At 67.6% G+C, this 19,156-nt stretch carries 17 protein-coding genes; 11 read left to right on the top strand and 6 right to left on the bottom strand.

Annotated features, from left to right (window positions below):
• Positions 1-120: 120 nt before the first annotated feature.
• The 4 genes from ACIQ7H_RS13325 to ACIQ7H_RS13310 all read right to left on the bottom strand — a co-directional run bounded on the left by ACIQ7H_RS13325 (position 121) and on the right by ACIQ7H_RS13310 (position 3,468).
• Positions 121-651: a GNAT family N-acetyltransferase gene (locus tag ACIQ7H_RS13325; RefSeq protein ID WP_395792250.1), complete on the bottom strand. Its 531-nt coding sequence runs from the start codon at positions 649-651 to the stop codon at positions 121-123.
• Between the two features lie 183 nt (positions 652-834).
• The gene (locus tag ACIQ7H_RS13320) at positions 835-1,146 is read right to left on the bottom strand and encodes a hypothetical protein (RefSeq protein ID WP_395792248.1); all 312 of its coding nucleotides are present in this window, start codon (positions 1,144-1,146) and stop codon (positions 835-837) included.
• 28 nt (positions 1,147-1,174) lie between these two features.
• Entirely contained in the window at positions 1,175-2,887 is a 1,713-nt protein-coding gene (locus tag ACIQ7H_RS13315; RefSeq protein ID WP_395792246.1) for a tail fiber domain-containing protein, read from the bottom strand.
• Positions 2,888-3,171: 284 nt separating this feature from the next.
• Positions 3,172-3,468: a hypothetical protein gene (locus tag ACIQ7H_RS13310; RefSeq protein WP_395792244.1), complete on the bottom strand. Its 297-nt coding sequence runs from the start codon at positions 3,466-3,468 to the stop codon at positions 3,172-3,174.
• 208 nt (positions 3,469-3,676) lie between these two features.
• On the opposite strand from ACIQ7H_RS13310, the gene ACIQ7H_RS13305 reads away from it, so the two are divergent.
• Complete coding sequence (locus tag ACIQ7H_RS13305) at positions 3,677-4,885, top strand: AI-2E family transporter (protein WP_395792242.1); 1,209 nt, start codon at positions 3,677-3,679, stop codon at positions 4,883-4,885.
• Here ACIQ7H_RS13305 and ACIQ7H_RS13300 read toward each other — a convergent pair.
• Positions 4,861-6,279, bottom strand: a complete 1,419-nt coding sequence (locus ACIQ7H_RS13300; protein ID WP_395792240.1) for a hypothetical protein — start codon at positions 6,277-6,279, stop codon at positions 4,861-4,863. The genes ACIQ7H_RS13305 and ACIQ7H_RS13300 overlap by 25 nt on opposite strands.
• 461 nt (positions 6,280-6,740) lie before the next feature.
• On the opposite strand from ACIQ7H_RS13300, the gene ACIQ7H_RS13295 reads away from it, so the two are divergent.
• From ACIQ7H_RS13295 to ACIQ7H_RS13285, 3 genes are all read left to right on the top strand, one after another.
• The gene (locus ACIQ7H_RS13295; protein ID WP_395792238.1) at positions 6,741-7,337 is read left to right on the top strand and encodes an RNA polymerase sigma factor; all 597 of its coding nucleotides are present in this window, start codon (positions 6,741-6,743) and stop codon (positions 7,335-7,337) included.
• Positions 7,330-8,358 (top strand): hypothetical protein, encoded by a 1,029-nt coding sequence (locus ACIQ7H_RS13290; protein ID WP_395792236.1) that lies wholly within the window; start codon positions 7,330-7,332, stop codon positions 8,356-8,358. Before ACIQ7H_RS13295 ends, ACIQ7H_RS13290 begins: the two co-directional genes overlap by 8 nt.
• Positions 8,359-8,501: 143 nt before the next feature.
• Positions 8,502-9,404, top strand: coding sequence for an ATP-dependent Clp protease proteolytic subunit (locus tag ACIQ7H_RS13285; RefSeq protein WP_395792234.1), 903 nt, complete (start codon positions 8,502-8,504; stop codon positions 9,402-9,404).
• Positions 9,405-9,570: 166 nt separating this feature from the next.
• Here the strand turns inward: ACIQ7H_RS13285 and ACIQ7H_RS13280 are convergent, their stop codons facing one another.
• A complete protein-coding gene (locus tag ACIQ7H_RS13280; RefSeq protein WP_395792232.1) occupies positions 9,571-10,080 on the bottom strand; it encodes a DUF1993 family protein in 510 nt (169 codons plus the stop codon).
• A 742-nt stretch (positions 10,081-10,822) separates the two neighbouring features.
• Here ACIQ7H_RS13280 and ACIQ7H_RS13275 point away from each other — a divergent pair.
• The 7 genes from ACIQ7H_RS13275 (at position 10,823) to ACIQ7H_RS13245 (ending at position 19,062) form a co-directional block, all read left to right on the top strand.
• A complete protein-coding gene (locus ACIQ7H_RS13275; protein ID WP_395792230.1) occupies positions 10,823-12,991 on the top strand; it encodes an FtsX-like permease family protein in 2,169 nt (722 codons plus the stop codon).
• Positions 12,992-13,045: 54 nt separating this feature from the next.
• Entirely contained in the window at positions 13,046-14,416 is a 1,371-nt protein-coding gene (gene dbpA, locus ACIQ7H_RS13270; RefSeq protein WP_395792228.1) for an ATP-dependent RNA helicase DbpA, read from the top strand.
• A 148-nt stretch (positions 14,417-14,564) separates the two neighbouring features.
• Complete coding sequence (locus ACIQ7H_RS13265; protein ID WP_395792226.1) at positions 14,565-14,759, top strand: type II toxin-antitoxin system VapB family antitoxin; 195 nt, start codon at positions 14,565-14,567, stop codon at positions 14,757-14,759.
• Positions 14,756-15,157 carry a PIN domain nuclease gene (locus ACIQ7H_RS13260; protein WP_395792224.1) on the top strand — a complete coding sequence of 134 codons (402 nt, stop codon included), beginning with the start codon at positions 14,756-14,758 and terminating at the stop codon, positions 15,155-15,157. The genes ACIQ7H_RS13265 and ACIQ7H_RS13260 overlap by 4 nt, the downstream gene beginning before the upstream one ends.
• Positions 15,158-15,653: 496 nt before the next feature.
• Complete coding sequence (locus tag ACIQ7H_RS13255; RefSeq protein WP_395792222.1) at positions 15,654-17,969, top strand: TonB-dependent receptor; 2,316 nt, start codon at positions 15,654-15,656, stop codon at positions 17,967-17,969.
• Between the two features lie 67 nt (positions 17,970-18,036).
• Entirely contained in the window at positions 18,037-18,726 is a 690-nt protein-coding gene (locus ACIQ7H_RS13250; protein WP_395792220.1) for a Fe2+-dependent dioxygenase, read from the top strand.
• A gap of 150 nt (positions 18,727-18,876) precedes the next feature.
• On the top strand, positions 18,877-19,062 hold the full coding sequence (locus tag ACIQ7H_RS13245; protein WP_395792218.1) for a hypothetical protein: 186 nt from the start codon (positions 18,877-18,879) through the stop codon (positions 19,060-19,062).
• Positions 19,063-19,156 lie beyond the last annotated feature (94 nt).

The following is a 19,156-nucleotide window of genomic DNA, read 5'->3' as shown; positions in this document are numbered from 1 at the left end:
GGAAGCCGTTTTGCGTCGGCCGTGCTTGGGGCTTGGACGAGCATGGACAGCTCAGAGTCGTGCATCAGGTTTCGGGAGCGGTCGCTGAGTTCGAGCGAATGCAGAGACGCGGCGGCAGAGTCACTCGCCAACCGCGCTACCTCCGCCCTGTCCTCGCGATGGAACAGCGAGCCTCGCCATCACATGAGCGTCAACATACCCACCATCCCGAAACGCGAAGTTTCGACACGTGCCCTCGACCAAGAAGCCGTGCCTGCGATAGAGGTTGATCGCAGCGGTGTTGTCCGCGTAGACCTCGATCTCGATGCGGGAGACGCCCATCCATCGCTCGCAGCAGTCGATGGCAGCCGACAACAACGCGGACCCCACGCCAGCACGTCGCGCGGATCCTTTGACCCCCATGCCGATGCTCGCCACGTGACGCCTGCGCGGGTTCTGGGACACATCCAGGCTCAGCTGACCCACGATCTCGTCACCGCGCAGCGCGACCAGGCAGGTGAACCCGGCACGAGGCGCGAGCTTGGCCGCCCAGTGATCGATGGTCTGAAAGGGCAGCTGCAGGGTGTCGGCGAATGCCGCGCGCTCGGAGTACAGCGCCAGAATCTGCGCAACGTCGGCGGGCTCGTAGTGGCGGATGTGCAGGTCGGACATGGGTCTGGCGATACAGGCTGGAGCGGCAGCCCGTTCATACCACGACAAGAGCCTGCGGAATCCGCGCGACGCGACGCCGACCCTGTTCGGCTCAACGACTGGACCGAAACCAAGCGCAAGCGCTCGAGTCAGCGGGGTGCCTGGCGGACTCCTTGCTCCGCAGTGCACCCCGCCAGGTCGACCTCAGTTCTCGAAACCGTTCCTGAAAATCAGATCCGGTGCCTGACCATTGCAGGTACCCAGCGCGGCAGAACCGAGGCGGGAGCTCAGCGTGTAGCGACCGTTGCTGGGCAGCGGGGCCTGCTTTTGATGCAGGTCGGCCCGCAGGGCGAAGCGCCCGTCGCCGCTCACGGCTTCGCTGGGCGTCTGCACCAGGCTCGGCTGCAGGGCAAAGCGGCCGCTTGCGTCGCGCAAGCTCGGCGCTTCCGCGCTTTTGGCCGGGTCCTTGTGGGGATCGGCCAGGGCCGAGCCGCAGACGGCGGCCAGCAGGATCATGACGCAGTAGGTGCGCATGGTCGTGTCCTTAGCGCTGCACGCGGATCAGCTGTTCCAGCGCGTCGAGGCGCTGGCGCAGCTGTGCGTTCTCGTGCTTCAGCGCGGCCAGCATGTCGTCCTGCACCGCATTGGCGACATCGAGTTCCTGGATCGCGGCGATCGCGGTGATGGTGGCCGGATAAGTATCGACCTGCAGGATTTCCGTGTCCGAGGTCTTGGGCGCACCGGGCAGATGCTCACCCGAGCGCTGCACGGCGTCCGGGAAGACCTTGGCGAAATCCTGCGCGATCACGTTGTAGTAGCGCTGCGTGGTAATGCTGGGGTGCGCGGCGCGATAAGACTCGGTGTATTCGAAGCTCACCGGCTGCACCTGGCGCAGCGTTCTCAAGGCATCGTCGATGGGCTGGATGTCTTGCTTGATGCGCCGATCTGAATTGGCCAGCCAGGCGGTGGCGGTGGTCTTGGAGGCGTTGCCCTCGACTTCCAGCATGTTGACCGCGGGTGATCGCGACACGCCCAAACGATCGTTGGTGATGATGTACTTGCCCGACGCGCTGGTGAGCAAGCGCAGATTGCCCGACGTGGCCTGCAGGGAGACGTCGGCGCCGTCTTCCGCCACCCGCAGCACAGCCTGGCTGCCGTTGTTGCTGTGCACCGTCATTGAGAAGTCGTTGTTGCCGCCCGAGGCACTGCGCAGCGTCACATCGGCGCCAGACGCGGACTGCTGGTTGAGGATCAACTGGCCGGTATCGGTGATCTTCAAGCGGTCCACATTGCCGCCGGTGCGAAACGTCAGACCGTCCGGATTGGTGATGCCAGCGGCAACCGGGTTGAAGATGATCGCGCCGTTGGCTGAACTGATCGAATCGCCAAACAGGATGCCGCGCTCGGTGCTGATCCCCGGCGACAGCAGCGACAGATAGTTGTTGCTGTCGGATTCGGCGGTGATCGAGCTGGCTGAAGCTACCGCAACGCCTGAGCTGCCGCCGCGACGTACCGTCAATGTGCCCAGCGGTGTGTTGGTGTTGATCGCCACGCCGTTCTGCGCGCGGATCAGGAACTGGTTGGCGGCGGTCGAAGACATTGCGCCCGACTGGCCATCGCTGAACACGGTTGTGAACGTGTGGGCAGTACCGATGCTGGCACGACCGGCGGCGAAACTGTTGACCGCACCCGCCGCAGCAAAATCACCAAAGGCGACTGAACTCGGCGCCGTGGCTGCGGAGCTGCCCTGCTCGATGCCGCCGTTGCGGCGCAAGTACAGGTTGGTGGTGCTGTTGCGTAGCGCGATCAGCGAGACACCTGCATCGTTCGCACCCAGCACGCCAGCAGTCAACCCGGTATTGCCATTGGTGTCCCAGCACGTCCCGCCACCCAAGGCCGACTTGACCTCCTGCCGACCCTGCAGCGCCTGGAAGTCAACGCCATCGGGCGCCTTCAGCTGCGCTTCCAGCCACACCGATCCCTGTGCGGGCAGCGGCTGCGACAGTTCCACCGGCACGCTGAAGCGGCCGTCCTGCACAGTGACGGCGTAGAACGTCATTGGCTCGCTCATGGCGACACCGCCCTGCTCGGCGCTGTACAGCTGCACGCGCAGATCGAACACGCCGTTGGCGGGCTTGCCGCCATCCTGCAGCGAGCCGGCGTACTGCACGCTGTCGGCGACAGCGGGCAGGCTCAGCAGCAGGGACAGGGCAGCGCACAGGCCGGTCAATCGCGGAACTCGGTAAGACAGGTTCATGGATAGCACTCCAGCGCGGGCCGGCCGGCATGAGCGCCCGCCACAAAACCCGTTCAAGGAGGTGAAACGCAGGGGCTTGACCAACCCTGACACGCGGATGCGCGGCTTGGGGGCCGACGCCGGCAGCTGCCGCTTCCAGCAGACGCGCTGCGCGCCCGGTCGGGACCTGCAGACGGAACCTTGGACACAGCCGGGCTGCGGACCCTATGCCGCCTTGGTCGCGCTGGCGGTCGCCTGTGCGCCCTGCCGGTTGCCTCGACGCCGCACACCTTCGCCCGTCGCGTTTACACCAGCAGCACCACCACAAACCACAGCATCGCCAGCAGCTCGGTCAGCGTGCTGCGGTCGGGTGCGCGGGTCACCGCCAGCAGCAGGAAGAAGTTGTACGGCTGTGGAATCAGATGCACGGCCAGTGCCGCCAGCGCGGGGCCGTCCAGCGCCAGTACGGCGAGGGCGAGCACGCTGGTGCCGAGGTTGATGAAGCTCGCCACCAGCAGGGTGTCGTGCCACAGCAGGCGGCGCATCGGCACCTGGCCACGCCAGCGGCGCGCGAAGAAGTTGTCTGCGGGTTGGAAATCCATTGCCAAACCTGAGCTGTGCGGTGAAGGGGCGATGCCATGACGTCCGTGCGTACACATCGCTCACCCTGTTCGCTCGCGTCGATCCGTCACAGTCAGCCGCGAAGCTTACGCCGCGGCCGGCGCCTGTGTTGTAGTGCCGGGCGTTGATCCGCCCGCTGTCTGTCATCTGCCATCCGCCCCCGATCTCCGAGCCCAGACCACTCGCACCATGTCCAAGCCCCCCCGTGCTGAATCCGCTGCGCCGCGCGCTGAGCTGCCGAGCGTGCCAATCGGTGCGACACCGGTGTTGGCCGCCTCGGCGCTGACCCGCCTGCTGCTGGTGCTGGTGCTGGTGGCCGGGGTGTACTTCTTCGTCGGCTTTCTGGTGCCGGTGCTGGCCGCGTTGATCATCGGTTTCGCCAGCTGGCCGCTGTACCAGCGCTGGATGCGCGCCTGCGATGGTCGCCGCACCCTGGCGGCCAGCAGCGCCCTGCTGCTGGTGATTCTGCTGCTGGTGGTGCCGCTCGGCCTGGTTGCGGCGTATGCGATGCAGGAGGCCGGCCAGCTGGTCGGCTGGGCGGTGGCCGCCAATCGCGATGGCGCGCCGGTGCCCGAATGGATCGCCACCCTGCCGATGATCGGCGAGCGTCTGGCCGGCTACTGGAACCAGCATCTGGCGCAGCCGGATGCCATCGGCCAATGGGTCAGCCTGCTCAGCGGCGAGCATCTGGCGGATCTTTACCACTTCGCACTGTCGACCACCGGCAATCTGCTCAAGCTGGCGCTGACTACGCTGTTCCTGCTGATGACCCTGTTCTTCGTGTTCCGCGACGGTGAGCGCCTTGCCGCGCAGCTCGATGTGGTCGGCGAGCACGCCCTGCCCGGCCGCTGGCAGCGCTTCTCCCGCGTGGTGCCTGCAACGATCAGCTCCACCGTGACCGGCATGGGCCTGATCGCGATCGGCGAGGGCGTGGTGCTGGGCCTGGCCTACTGGATCGCCGGCGTGCCTTCGCCGGCCCTGCTCGGCGTCATCACCGGTTTCATGGCCCTGATCCCCGGCGGCGCGCCGCTGGCGATGAGCCTGGTCTCGCTGTATCTGGTCGGTGCCGGCTATCCGGTCAACGGCATCGCCCTGTTCGCCTGGGGCGCGATCGAACTCTTCATCGTCGACAAAACCCTGCGCCCGCGGCTGGTCGGTGGGCCGGTGAAACTGCCGTTCCTGCCGACCCTGTTCGGCCTGGTCGGCGGCGTGCAGACGCTGGGCTTGATCGGCCTGTTCGTCGGACCAGTGCTGATGGCCCTGCTGGTGGCGATCTGGCGCGAATGGGTGCGCGAGGCGGCCGAGGTGGGCGCACTGCCGGCTGAGCCTGCGCTGCAAGACGCTCCAGTCGTAGTCGACTCGGCCGCCGAGCATCAGGTCTCCCCGCAGCGCGCGTAGCCCTCGATGTTCTCACCCGGTACGAGGTCGCGAACGACGCGCCAGCCGCCGGCGTCATCGCGCTGCGGCTGAACAATGCCGCTGCCACCGCGCGCTCGCTCCGGGTCTCGACGGTGGCGACCGTGCAGCAGCGGGTCGTCCGCAAACACCAGATCATCCAGGTAGTAGGTGCAGCGACCGGGCTCGATCAAGTGCATGTGCACGTGCTCAGGCTCGCCGCCCTCGGGGTAGGCACCGGGGCGAACGGTGTCGAAGCGGTAGCGCCCTGCGGCATCGCTCACGGCCCATCCGCGCAGCGCGCCATGAGCGCGCAGCTCGGGCTGCAGCCAGGTGGGTTGGGGATAGCGGCCATGGCTGTCGGTCTGATACGCATACACGAGCACGCCAGGCACCGGCGCGCCCTCGCGGTTGCGCACCACGCCCTCGATGCGCAGACGGGTGCCGGGCGTGTCCGCCGCGGCGATCCGGGCCTGCGCTGACAGTGCCGTGGGCAGACCCAGCAGGGCCCGCTCGCAGCCTTCGCAGGGACCGAGCACCGGCACCGCGGGCGCAGGCGCAGGCGGCTCCGACGCCGCTCGCAGCACGCGCACCTGCGCCTGCGCCAGTTCGTTCGCCGGAAGATCAAACTTGAGGGTCGGCTGCAGCGGCTCGAACACACGCAGGCCAAGCGAATCCCGGGTATCGCCGAGTACGCGCACGCAGCCGTCCGCCCGGCTGCTCGCCCACTGCAGCCGCATCGGCCCGCCCACTGCGACAGCTGCCTCGACCAGCGCATGCGCGACGGGCTGGCCTTCGATGCGTTCGAAGCACAGCTCGCTGGCGCTGTCGCCAGTGCCGGCGTGCAGCACCTCGCCCAGCCGGTTTGGCGCCATCCACAGCAGGCCACGCGGCAAATCGGGATCGTCCGATTGCAGCGGCTGCGGATAGTGCTCGGCCAGCAGTTGCAGCGCGTAGCGGGCATGAGCCTGTAGCGGCTCGATCTGCGTGGCAGCACTCAGAGGATCAAACCCGTACAGCAGACGCCGCTGGGCGAACACATAGCCCCAGGCAGATTCGCGCACTGGGCGCGCCAGCGCGGCCTCGGCCTCCTGCAGCCAACGGCCGTCCAACAGCGCAACCTGCAGCCCAGGTTGGGCCGCTGCGCCGAGCGCGTCCGCGCTCGGCGCACCCGCAAACAGCACGAAGCGCCGGAAGCGTGCTGCCGCGCTTGCCGCGGAATCGACATAGACGTCTTCACCGGAATCGGCAGCCGATGGCGGCAGCCGCAGCAGGCGCGCGGCGATGGCCGCCACCTCGTCGCTGTGGGTGTCCGCCGGCAGCACCACCAGCACGCCAGCGTCGTAGCCGTAGCGACACATCGGGCACACCCGCGCACCGGCATGCGGGCCATACACGTGCAGTGGGTCCAGTGCTGGCAGGCCTTGCCATGGTGTCAGCCCGATCGCTTCTGCGGGCCGCGGTGGTTCGGGTGCTGCCGTGGCGAACGCTAGCAGCCTGTCGGACTTTGGTTGGCCGGGCTGCAAATCCGCCTGCGCGGTCCATTTTTCCGCCGATTCTTGACCAAGAGAGCCCACTATTGGCCCGCGAATCGTCGAAAAACTGTCCTCGCACAGTCGGATTTTCGCCTCGACCCCCAAAGCCCGACAGGCTGCCAGGCCCAGCTGCGCAATGCCGATCAGTAGAGCGGAATGCAGTAGCGAGCGCAGCGCCCGTTGCGAAATGGTTTTCATGGTGTTCTCCGTTGCAGGTCGGCAACAGGAGCCGTGCGGAGCATCCGACGTTATCCGCAGTGGCCGCGCCGACGTCGCCGGCGGTTTGTGGTTAACGTTTGCCGCTGCCGCCCACTCATGCGGGGATGACCATCAAGCTCAGCGCCCAGCCGCCACGCGCCGGAGCCAGTGCAGCGCCCTCACCCGCCTCGACGGCGGACCTGGTGATGCAGGCGCGGCGCGGCTCGCAGCGTGCGTACACCGCACTGCACCAACGCTTTGTGGGGTTGGTGCACGGCCTGCTGCTGGCGCGGCATCCGTCGGCGTTTGCCGATGAGCTGTGCCAGGACTGTTTCGCCCTCGCCTTCGAGCGCTTGGCGCAGTTGCGTGATCCAGCCCAGTTCGGGCCGTGGATCGCGGCCATCGCTCGGCACCTGCGTCCGCGCGGGTCGAGCCACCTGCCGCTCGATGCCGTGTGCGAGCCAGCCGATCCTGGCGCCGACCCGGAGCGACACACCGAGGCCCTCAGCGTGTTGGATGCTATCCGTCGTCTGCCGATGGCCTACCGCGAGCCGCTGCTGCTGCGCTTGGTCGAGGGCCTCAGCGGGGCCGAAATCGCGGCGCAGACCGGGCTGGGTGCGGACTCGGTGCGGGTCAATCTGCATCGCGGCCTGCGCAAGCTGCGCGCGCTGCTGGCATCGGAAAGTGCAGGTACGCCCGTCACGGAGAACGGCCATGAGTGATCCCGAATTCGACTACCTGTGGGACCCACGGGCCAAGCCCGCCGAGGCGATCCGTGTGCTGGAGCAACAGCTGCGCGGCTACAGCGCGCAGGCACGCGACCTTAGCGGCAAGGCGCCGACACCAGCGCAGGCCGTCGCCGTGCGATCACGCCGTCGCTGGCCCTGGCTGGCGGCCGCGGCCGCTGTCCTGCTGATGGTGCTGGCGCCCGTCTACCGCTGGTCGTGGCCAGCACAGGCGGCCTGGCCGCTGGTGCTGACGACCGCGCAGCACACTGAGACCCGACAGCTCGCGCCCGGCCAGACCCTGAGCTTGCGCAACAACCAGCATGCGCGACTCCAGATCGCCCGCATCGGCCGCCTCGAACTGGCGCCCGGATCGCGATTGGAACTGCTGGAAACCGCCAGCGGCCGCCACCGGGTCGAGCTCAAGCAAGGCCAGATGCACGCACGCGTCTGGGCACCACCGGGCTACTTTGGAGTGCAGGGTGGCGGCGCATTGATCCTCGACCTCGGCTGCGAGTTCGAGCTGTCGGTGAGCCCCGACGACATTGGCCGGCTGCAGGTCAGCAGCGGCTGGGTCGCGTTCGAACGCGCGGGCCGCGAAACCTTGGTGCCAGCCGGCTATGCGCTGGACTTCAATGGCAGCCACAACTCGACGCCCGTGCGAGCGCACGCCAGCGACGCGCTGCGCGCCGCGCTGGCCGCGCTGGATCAGGCCCTGCAGCTGCGCGGCGATCCTCCTGGGGCACGGTCGACGGATCTCGACGCCTTGGCTGCAGCCGTCGCCGAGCATGCCGCGAATGACGATCTGCACAGCCTGCTCAGCCTGTTGACGCGCTATCCCGTCCTGGCGCAGACCGCGCTGTATCCGCGCCTCGCCAACGCCTTGGGCACCGCCGCCGATGACAGCCAGCACCGCCGTGATTGGGCCCGCGGCGAGGTGGCGGCGATCAATCGCTGGTGGCAGCTGCTGCCGCGGCCGCCCAAGGCCTGGTGGCGACATTGGCAGGATGCGTTCTGAGAGCTCGCGGCTGAGCGCGTGCCGACCCCGGGTGAAGGCGCTGATGCGCGCATCGACCGCCGCACTGCCGGGAGTGAACGCCGAAAGCTCCAATGTCCGGCGTGGCGCCATGCCCCGCAGCACTCGATTGCAGCCCGCAACAGTTGACCCGCGCCCGCGCATCCGGCCTGATCTGTGGCCCGATCCACTGGCTGCCCACTTTGTTGACCCTTGTCGCTCTACTCCTGCTGCTCCTGCTCGCGCTCGTGCTGCAGCCACTGCTGCATCGCCGGCTGCTGACCGGGCGGCGAGATCGACTGCGCCATCAGATCGAAGCCGAACGCGGCAGCCGGGTGATTCTGCTGGTGCATCGCGAGGAGCGGATGAGCCTGTTCGGGGTGCCGCTGCTGCGCTACATCGATATGGAAGACGCCGAAGCGGTGATCCGCGCGGTGCATCAGACCGATCCGAAAACCCCGATCGATCTGATCCTGCACACGCCCGGCGGGCTGGTGCTGGCTTCGCTGCAGATCGCCCGTGCGCTGGCCCGTCATCCCGGCCCGGTGCGCGCGCTGGTGCCCTACTACGCGATGTCCGGCGGCACCCTGCTCGCGCTGGCCGCCGATGAGATCGTGATGAGCCCGCATGCGGTGCTGGGCCCGCTGGACCCGGTGATCGACGAGGTGCCGGCTGCCTCGATTCTGCGCGCGGTGGCGCAGAAGGAATCGAAGGATGTCGATGACAGCACGCTGATCCTGGCGGATCAGGCCGATATGGCGATCCGCCAGCTGCGCGAAAGCCTGAGCGAGCTGCTGCTGGTGCGGCTGGGCAAGGAGCAGGCCGACAAGGTTGCGATGGCGCTGACCGAAGGCCGCTGGACCCACGACTATCCGATCGTGCCCGAACAAATGGCCGCGCTCGGGTTGAAGGTCAGCACCGGGATGCCCGAGCGCGTGCTCGACATGATGGCCCTGTATCCGCAGCCGATGCGCGGCATGGCCGGGGTCGAGTACGCGCGCCGCGAGGACCGCCCACCGGTGGATGTGTCCAAGCCAAAGCCCGGCTGAACCAAAAGCCGCGACCCGGCGCAAGCTCGGTCCGGGCAATCGATTCATCGCAGGCTCCAGCAAGGAGGCCAAGCCACGCAAAGCCGAACGATACGTCGCGAACCCGTTCGGTGCCGGGCGCGCGAAGCAAGCGGCGGGTCACCGTGCACGGTGACCCGCCCAAGTCTCAGTAGCTGCCCATGTAATCGCGCTTGCCGATCTCGACGCCGCTGTGGCGCAGCAGGCCGTAGGCGGTGCTGACGTGGAAGAAGAACTGCGGCAGGCCGTAGGACAGGAGATAGGCCTGGCCGCTCAGGGCGCGCTCCTTCGGGGTGCCCGGGCGCAGCACGATCTCGCGCGACTCGCTGCCGTCAAACGCGGCGGGGTCGAGGCTGTCGAGAAAGGCGATGCTGCTGGCGATGCGCAGCTGCAGTTCGTCGAAACTGTGCTCGGTGTCGGGCGCGCTCGGCACCTCGACGCCCGCCAGTCGCGCCGCCACGCTGCGCGCGAAGTCGGTCGCGATCTGCACCTGTCGCAGCAGCGGGAACATGTCCGGAAACAGCCGCGCCTGCAGCAGTGCCGGCGGATCGATCTTGCGCTCGGCCGCGTGCGCGGCGGCTTTGGTCAACACGTCGCTCAGGCCGCCGAGCAACTGCTTGAACACCGGAACGGATGCGACATACATGGGCTGGTGCATGGGACTCTCCTGCAGGGGGACGCGATGGTAGCCCGTCGGCGCCACGGGTTTCAGCGCTGGAGCGAAGGTCGGCCAGATCGACGCAGCGATCGCGCCGCGCACGCCGGTCCAGGTGCAGGTGCAGGTGCAGGTGCAGGTGCAGGTGCAGGTGCAGGTGCAGGTGCAGGTGCAGGTGCAGGTGGAAGTGTCCGCGATCGCACACCCAAGTGTCCGCTTGTGCGCACATCGTTCGCGCTCGCCCGCAAGCCGAACCTGCGTATCGCGCGCCGCGTCCGTCGCGCCACGCAAGCCCAACAACACCCGCCCACCGAACGGCAGCCCCGGGCACCCGCGGGGCCTGTCTCAACCGCAGCGGAGCAAGCTCCGCTATACGGGTGTGGCCACTCGCTGGGCGGATGGCGCGGAATCTGCTTGTGCGCTTTCCATCATCGTCAAACGCTTCAATGCTGCATCCACGCTCCTCGATACGTTTCGCGTCGCCAAGCCCCCCCGCCGCGGCGGTGAGCGCGAACCCCGTGATCACCGCTCAGCACCACCACAGCAGGCGACCCATGCGCATTTCGGCCAGCTTCGCGATTCCCCTGATGCTGCTGCTGGCGCTTGGCGCCGCCGTCAATGCCGCCAGTTTCGGTGCGCTGTACACGCTGCTGTGGAAGCCGCTGCCCTATGCCGATTCGCAGCAGCTGGTCGAGCTGCGCATGGATCTGCGCGATGCCGGCCTGCAGGTCGGGCTGTCGCATGTGTGTACGAGCTGCTGCGTGCCGACTCCGGCACCTTCAGCGGCGCGGCCGGTGCGATCCCTGTGCGCCCGCTTACCGATGCGGCCGGCCGCGGCTGGGCGCTGCAGCGCGTCACCGTCGACTTCGCCGAAGTGCTCGGCAGCGTTCCGAGCCACGGCCGCTCACTGCGCGATGTTGATGGCGTTGAACATCCGCTGCTGCTGGCCGAAACCCGTGCACGCGAGCGTTTTGGCAGTGCCGAAGCTGCGCTCGGCCAGACCCTGCAGCTGAAAGACACGCTGTACACCGTGGTCGGCGTGATGCCGCACGGCTTCAGTTTCCCCGATGCAGGCGTCGATGCCTGGACGCCGTACGTGCAGACCGCCGCCGAACGGGAGCAGGACGCGCGGGGCGGCTTCGGTCCGTTCGTCGTGGTGGCGCGGCTGGCGCCGGGCGTGGACATCGCCCGCGCCCGGGCCAGCCTCGCCTCGGTGCTGGCCAATGCCGAGGTGCTTGCGCGTCTACGCAGTTCGGACGCGCAGGTAGAGGCCGATGCACGCAGCTGGCGCGAGCGCTACAGCGCCGGCCATGCGCGTGCGATCGGCCTTCTGCAGATCGCCGCCCTGCTGCTGCAGGGCGTGGTCGCCACCAACCTGGCCAATCTGCTGCTATTCCGCGTGCTGGCCCGCGGCCGCGAGTTCGCCGTGCGCAGCGCGCTGGGCGCGCGCCGCTTGGATCTGCTGCGCAGCGTGCTGGCCGAATTGTGGCTGCCGGCCCTGCTGGCAACGGCCGCAGGTTGCGCACTCGCACCGGCCGGCAATGCACTGCTATCTCGATTGGGCATGCTGCCGGCCAGCCTGCCAGACATCCTGGGCGCGCCGTTGGCCGGTCCGCTGGCGGCCCTGCTGTCGACCGCACTGATCCTCGCGCTGGTGGTGCTGTCGATGCTGCCGGCGCTGCGCCCGGCCGGCACCGGCGCGCTGCGCGAGCACGCGCGCAGCGGCCAGATCGGTCGCGGCCGCAGCGGGCTGCTGGTAGCCCAGATCGCGCTCGCCACTGTGCTGGTCGGCGGCGCCGGTCTGCTGCTGCGCAGCGCGCAGAATCTGGCCGCCGAGAGCCGCGGTTTCGAGGCGGACCGCGTGCTGCTGAGCACGGTCGACCTGCAGGACCTCACCGCCGCGGCGACCGCGCGCGGCGAAGCCGACCCCGCAGCCACCCTTGCAGCCGCCGGCCTGCGCATCGGCGAACAGGTGGCGGCACTGCCTGGCGTGGTCGATACCGCCTATGCCGATGCCGCGCCCTTCGGCAGCTCGCACTTCATCGTCGACGTGCGCAGCCCTCAGGGCGACGCGGATATCACCGTGCGCAGCAATGGCGTCAGCGCCGGCTTCTTCGACGTGATGGGCATGCCGCTGCTCGGCGGCCGCGGCTTCAGCGCTGGCGACTCGGCCCGCGGCGAAGTCATCGTCGACGCGCTGTTCGTCGCCCAGGTGTTCGGCGGTGTGGACCCGGTCGGCCGCAGCATCCGCATCGCCAACGACGACGGCTACCGGGAGGCCACCGTGATCGGTGTGGTGCCGACGGTGAAGTTTCGTTCGCTGGATGAACCGTCGGTGCAGGCCGCGCTGTACGAGGTGTTGCGCGCTCCCTCGGAGATCCACTTCCGGCTGACCCGTACCCGGGGCGCCCCCGCCGACCTGGTCGACGGCGTGCGCGCTGCGGTACTGCAGGCCGCGCCCGACGCCGTGCTGGCGTATCACCGCCCGCTGGCCGAAGCGGTGGATGCCTCGGTCGCCGGCCGCTTCGCCCTGCTGCAATTGGTCGGGCTGTTCGCGCTTGGCGTGCTGCTGCTGTCGGGCCTCGGCCTGTACGCCGTGCTGGGCCTGAGCGTGCTCGAACGCCGCCCCGAATTCGGCGTGCGCCTCGCCTTGGGCGCCACCGGGTCGCGCATCCTGCGGCTGGTGCTCAACCAAGGATTGCGACTGCTGTTGCCGGGCGTACTGCTCGGCGTGCTGGTGGGCATCGTTGCGGCCGGCTGGCTGGCGGATGATCTGTTCCGCGTGGCGCCGCATGATTTGGCCGCGTGGCTGCTGGCCGCACTGGCGATCGGCGTAGTGGCCTTGCTGGCCTGCGCGCTGCCGGCGCGGCGCGCCGCGCGGGTGTCGCCGCGGCTGGCAATAGACGGCGGCTGAGCCCTCTCGACACCGCCACATCGCGCAATCCGCCGCGGCCTGCGATCATGGCGCATGTCGACATTCCAAGAACTTGAACTCATCCCTGCCCTGCAGCAGGCCATCGAAGCCGCCGGTTTCGACACCCCCACGCCGATCCAGTCGCTGTCGCTGCCGCCGATCCTTGCCGGCAAGGACGTGCTCGCGCAGGCGCCCACCGGCAGCGGCAAAACCGCCGCCTTCGGCCTCGGCCTGCTGCAGCGGCTCGATTCCAACAGCATCCGCACCCAGGCGCTGGTGCTGTGCCCGACCCGCGAGCTGGCCGACCAGGTCGGCAAGGAGCTGCGCCGGTTGGCGATGGCGATTCCCAACGTCAAGCTGAGCCTGCTGACCGGCGGCATCGCGCTGGGGCCACAGTTGGCCTCGCTCACGCATGCGCCGCACATCGTGGTCGGCACCCCCGGCCGCGTGCAGGAGCTGCTGCACAAGCAGGCGCTGGATGTGTCGGGCATCGAGGTGCTGGTGCTGGACGAAGCCGACCGCATGCTCGACATGGGCTTCGAGAAATCGATCAAGGACATCCTCAAGCGCCTGCCGCGTGCGCGCCAGAGCCTGCTGTTCTCGGCCACCTGGCCGGACGAGATTCGCGAACTCGCCAAGACCAGCCTGCGCGAGCCGGTGGAAGTGGCGGTGGAAGGCGCCGACAGCCGGCCGCAGGTCGACGCGCGCTTCTTCGAGGTCACCCTCGACGCCAAAACCGCCGCGCTGATGGGCCTGCTGCTGCAGCACCGGCCGGAATCGACCGTGGTGTTCTGCAACACCAAGCGCGATGTCGACGATGTGGCTGAGGCGCTGGCAAATGCCGGCTTTGCCGCCGCCGCCCTGCACGGCGATCTGGAGCAGCGCGACCGCGATGAAGTGCTGGTGCGGTTCTCGAATCGCTCGCTGAGCGTGCTGGTGGCCAGCGATGTCGCCGCGCGCGGGCTGGACGTCAAAGACCTCGCCTGCGTCGTCAACTACGAGCTGCCGACCGACCCGGATGTCTACCTGCACCGCACCGGCCGCACCGCGCGCGCTGGCGAAAGCGGGCTGGCGCTGAACCTGGTCACCCCACGCGAGAACTCGCGCGCCCTGCAGATCGAAGACCGCAGCGGCGAGAAGCTGCGCTGGGAGCGCGCCCCGCTGAACGCGCGCCCGGCCGATGTGCCCAAAGCCGCGATGCGCACCCTGCGCATCGACGCCGGCCGCACCGACAAACTTCGCCCCGGCGACGTGCTCGGCGCACTCACCGGCGCCGCGGGGCTGAAGGCCGCTGACATCGGCAAGATCGACGTGTTCGCCACCCGCAGCTACGTCGCGATCCGCGCCGATCTGCTGAAAGCCGCGGTAGCCGGGCTGCAGGCCGGCAAGATCAAGGGGCGCAGCTTTCGGGTGAGGGCGCTGTAGGGTTCCCTAGGTGCACGCTTGGGCTTGAGCGAGGCTGGCGGACGTCGGGAGCCACACGTTGCGTAGAGCGCGATCGAATTGCGTCAGCCCTTGAGCAGGCGTTTCGACCGGCGTACCGCGTGTAGAAACACACCGGAGGCTACACATCATGAGAACGAACATCGTCATCGACGACAAGCTGATGGCAGACACGCTCCGCGCAACCGGGCTCACGACCAAGCGTGAGGTGGTTGAGCTCGGTTTGAAAACCTTGCTTCGGCTTCAGCAGCAGGCCGAGATCAAGAAGCTTCGTGGCAAGGTCACTTGGGAGGGTGATCTCGATGCCATGAGACGCGAGAAGTGATTCTGGTCGACTCCAGCGTTTGGGTGGACTTCTTCCGTGGCAAGCCGACTCCGCAGACCGACACACTCGAACGGTTACTCGATTCAGAAGCGCTTGGAATCGGCGACCTGAATCTCACCGAGGTTCTGCAGGGTTGCAAGTTCGACAAGGAGTTCAATGAAGTCCGACGACTGCTGGCTCGCCTGGAACTGGTTGTTCTGGGTGGTGACGACGTCGCGGTCAAAGCGGCGCAGAACTTTCGCAAGTTGCGCAGTGTTGGCGTCACTGTGCGCGTCACCAGTGACGTGGTTCTCGCAACGCGCTGCATTGTGAGCGGACACCAGCTGCTGCACAGCGACCGCTACTTCGATGCATTTGAAGTGCACCTCGGGCTTCGCTGCGTCGGCGCTGGCGAGTGAAACTCAGGAAGCACGATCGCGAGTGCCCGCCACCTGCTTGAGCGCCAAGCGGGTATCCACGCAAAGCGCAGCAACCGCAGAAGTGCAGAGCACGGCCGATGCATCTCGGCCTCGCGGGAGGCAACACGTCGTTCAGCCTTGTGTGTGGGTAAGCGGGGCGCGAGCGACCCGCCCTGGCGTCCAAACAAGCCCAACCTGCACACCACGCTCCGCTTTGACCTCGCTCGGCACAGGCACACGCATCGGCATCCGCAACTGCCTCCGCAAGGGCACTGCATGCGCATGCGCATGCGGCATGCGGCATGCGGCATCGGCGTCGGCGAAGCGAAGCGAAGCGAAGCGAAGCAGCCAAGCGGCTCGAGGACGGTGTCCACACCCGCGCACCTTGCGCCTGCCCTAAAACGCTATTACGATTCATTCGCATTTGTGCGGGCACCCGTCGGAACCTCAAGCGCAGATTCGCACCTGCCCCTTCCGACAACCCTGCGAGTTCCCCATGTCTGCGCTTCCCCGGCCCAGGTCGATCCGACCGGCCCTGCGTCCGTCCCTGCTGGTTGCCAGCATCACCGCCGCCCTGTTCGCCCTCCCGCCGCTGGCCATCGCCGAACCCGCGAACCCCGCCACAGCGGACGCCGCCGCCGATGCGTCCAACGCGCGCACGCTTGATGAGCTGCTGGTCGAAGGCCAGGCGGTCAACAAGGCTTCCTCGACGAAATACACCCAGCCGCTGCTGGACACCCCGCAGACGCTGACCCAGATCCCGAAGCAGGTCATCGAAGGCCAGAACCTGCTGAGCCTGCGCGACATCCTGAGCACCCTGCCCGGCATTACCTTCGGTGCCGGCGAAGGCGGTGGCGGCTACGGTGACAGCATCAACCTGCGCGGTTTTTCGGCCAACAACGACATCACCGTCGACGGCCTGCGCGACAGCGCGCAGTACACCCGCAGCGACACCTTCAACCTCGAATCGGTTGAAGTGGTGCAGGGCGCGAACTCCGTACACTCCGGCGCCGGTGCAGTCGGCGGCACCATCAACACGGTCAGCAAGATCGCCAGCGCGCGCGAGTTCAATCGCGCCCAGATCGGCGTCGGCACCGACAGCTACGCGCGCGGCACGGTCGACAGCAACTTCCTGCTCGGCGATTCCGTTGCGCTGCGCCTGAATGCGATGAGCCACCGCAACGACATCCCCGGCCGCGATGTGGAAACCAACGAGCGCTGGGGTTTCGCGCCCTCATTGGCGATCGGCCTGGGCACAGATACCGTCGCCAGCCTGAGCTACATCCACCAGGAAGACGACAACATCCCGCAGTACGGCGTGCCCTACTACAACGGCGGCCCGCTGCCCGACGTCGACCCTTCGACCTACTTCGGCTACCGCAATGTCGATGTGCAGGAAATCGAACTCGACGCCCTGACCGCGCGTTTCGAGCACAGCTTCAACGACCAGGTGACGCTGAGCCACATCACCCGGCAGTCGACCACCAGCCAGTTCATCGTGGTCAACCCGCCGCAGGGCACCTACTGCCTCGCCAGCGGCATCAACCCCGCCACCGGCCTGGCCTGCACTACCCCCGGCACCTACCAGCCCAGCGGCCCGCGCGGCAACACGCGCGACACCGAAAACCGCGCGCTGACCAGCCAGACCGACCTGCTGCTGAGCTTCGACACCGGCAGCATCCACCACGACATGGTCGCCGGCCTGTCGTTCTCGCCCGAGAGCTTCGAGCTCAGCTCGGGCAACTCGCTGCTCAATGCCGATGGCAGCACGGTAACGCTGCCGGTGATGGACCTGTACGCACCCGACACCGTGTGGACCGGGCCGGTCAACTTCATCCGCGCCGCCCAGCAGCGCGGCGAACTCGACAACACCGCTGCCTATCTGATGGACACCCTGAGCTTCAATCAGCAGTGGCAGTTGAACCTCGGCCTGCGCCACGAGCGCGTTGAGGGCAGCCATCGCACCGACACCATCGCCCGTCCCTCAGCCGGTGGCACGGTCACCGCGGGGCCTGAGTTGCGCAACGACAATGACCTGCTGTCCTACCGCGGCGGCTTGGTGTTCAAACCGGCTGCCCACGGCAGCGTGTACCTGAGCTACGGCAACTCGAAGACGCCGTCCAAGGCCTCGGTCAACGGCGCCTGCACCCCGGCGACCTGCGCCGTCGACCCGGAAAACGCCGTCATCACCGAGCTCGGCACCAAGTGGGACCTGTTCGATGGCGACCTGTCGCTGACCGCAGCGCTGTTCCGCAACGATCGCAAAAACTACAAGGTTGCCGACCCAGGCAACCCGGACAACCCCAGCGGCGAGCAGCAGCTCGATGGCCGCGCGCGCGTCGACGGCGTGAGCCTGGGCGCCTCAGGCCACATCACCGAACGCCTGACACTGTTCGCCAACTACACCCGGCTGGAAAGCGAGGTGCTGCAGGGCGTATCCGACCGGCAGGCCGGGCTCGGCGCCGACTACACCCGCGGCGACCGCCTGATCAACACGCCCGAGGACTCGCTCGGCCTGTGGACCACCTACGCGCTTTCGCCGGCATGGGAGCTGGGTTACGGCACCAGCTACCTCGGCAAGGTGTGGCTGACCCAGCACTCCGCCGCCAACCCGAATGGCGCCCTGGTGACCGCGCCCGGCTACTGGGTGCACCGCGCGATGGCGACCTGGCACGCAACTGAACAGCTGGATCTGCAGTTGAACATCAACAACCTGTTCGACAAGGAGTACTACACCCGGCCGCGCAACAACGGCTGGTCAACCCCCGGTGAGGCGCGCAGCGCCACGCTGACCGCCACCTTCAACTTCTAGCGGCATCGGATCGCGGCGGAAAGGCCTGCCCGGCCGAACCGCCGCGATCCATCCATCGACCACGCCCATGCTCCTGCATCTGCCCGACCTGCTCGAACCCGCCCGCCTCGCCCATATCCGCCAGCGCCTGGAAACAGCCGAATGGGGCGATGGCCGCATCACCGCCGGCCATCAATCCGCCCGCGCCAAGGAGAACCTGCAGCTGCCCGAAAACTCGCCGCTGGCGAGCGAACTCGGCGCCCTGGTGCTGGAGGCCGTCAGCCGCGACAGCAGCTTCTTCGCCGCCGCCCTGCCGCGGCGCATCTACCCGCCCCTGTTCAACTGCTACCGCGGCGGCGGGCGCTTCGGCAACCACATCGACAACGCCGTGCGCTACGACCGCAGCCAACCCAACCGGGCCGAGCCGGTGCGCACCGACGTATCGGTAACGATCTTCCTGAGCCCACCCGAGGACTACGACGGCGGCGAACTGCTGATCGAAGACACCTTCGGCAGCCAGCGCGTCAAACTGCCGGCCGGCCATGCCGTGCTGTACCCGGCCTCAAGCCTGCACCAGGTCACCGCCGTCACCCGCGGGCAACGCCTGGCGGCGTTCTTCTGGGTCCAAAGCATGGTCCGCGACGACGGCAAACGGCGCCTGCTGTTCGACCTCGACCTGTCGATCCGCCAACTCACCCGCGACCTGCCGGAGCACCCGAGCCTGCTGGGGTTGACGGGGACGTATCACAATCTGTTGAGGCGGTGGGCGGAGGTGTAGTCGAACGGGTTGGGGGAACGATTGACGCCACAATCGTGGCTCTGATGGAAAGCCGCTGATTGCATTGCCTTTGCCCAAGCCAGCGCTGGATTTGCCAGCGGGCACGCGATCGTCCGGGATCTGACATCTATCCATTTACGTTAGGCTGCCATGCGCTCATCCCCGCCGTCTTTCCAAAGCATCGAACACCAGATTCAAGCACTCATCAACTCGATTCGTAATGCCGAAGGCAAACGCTGGTGTGCCGAGTTCTGGGCGATAAGCCCCGACGGTGAAAACTACGGGAGGCGCGGCGGGGATCTTTCTAAGGAAGCTCTGAACAACGCGACCAACTGAGCCCTGGGCGGTCCCCAGCCGATTTTTTCGGACCTTCAGCCTGCTATCGCTCACCTATTTTGATTCTTCGACTCGCCCAAGGCTCTTTCGAACC

This window comes from Aquimonas sp., from assembly GCF_044377145.1.
Lineage (GTDB): Bacteria > Pseudomonadota > Gammaproteobacteria > Xanthomonadales > Xanthomonadaceae > Aquimonas.
The sequence above is the reverse complement of the archived record's forward strand: the minus strand, read 5'-3'. Positions and strand labels throughout refer to the sequence as shown.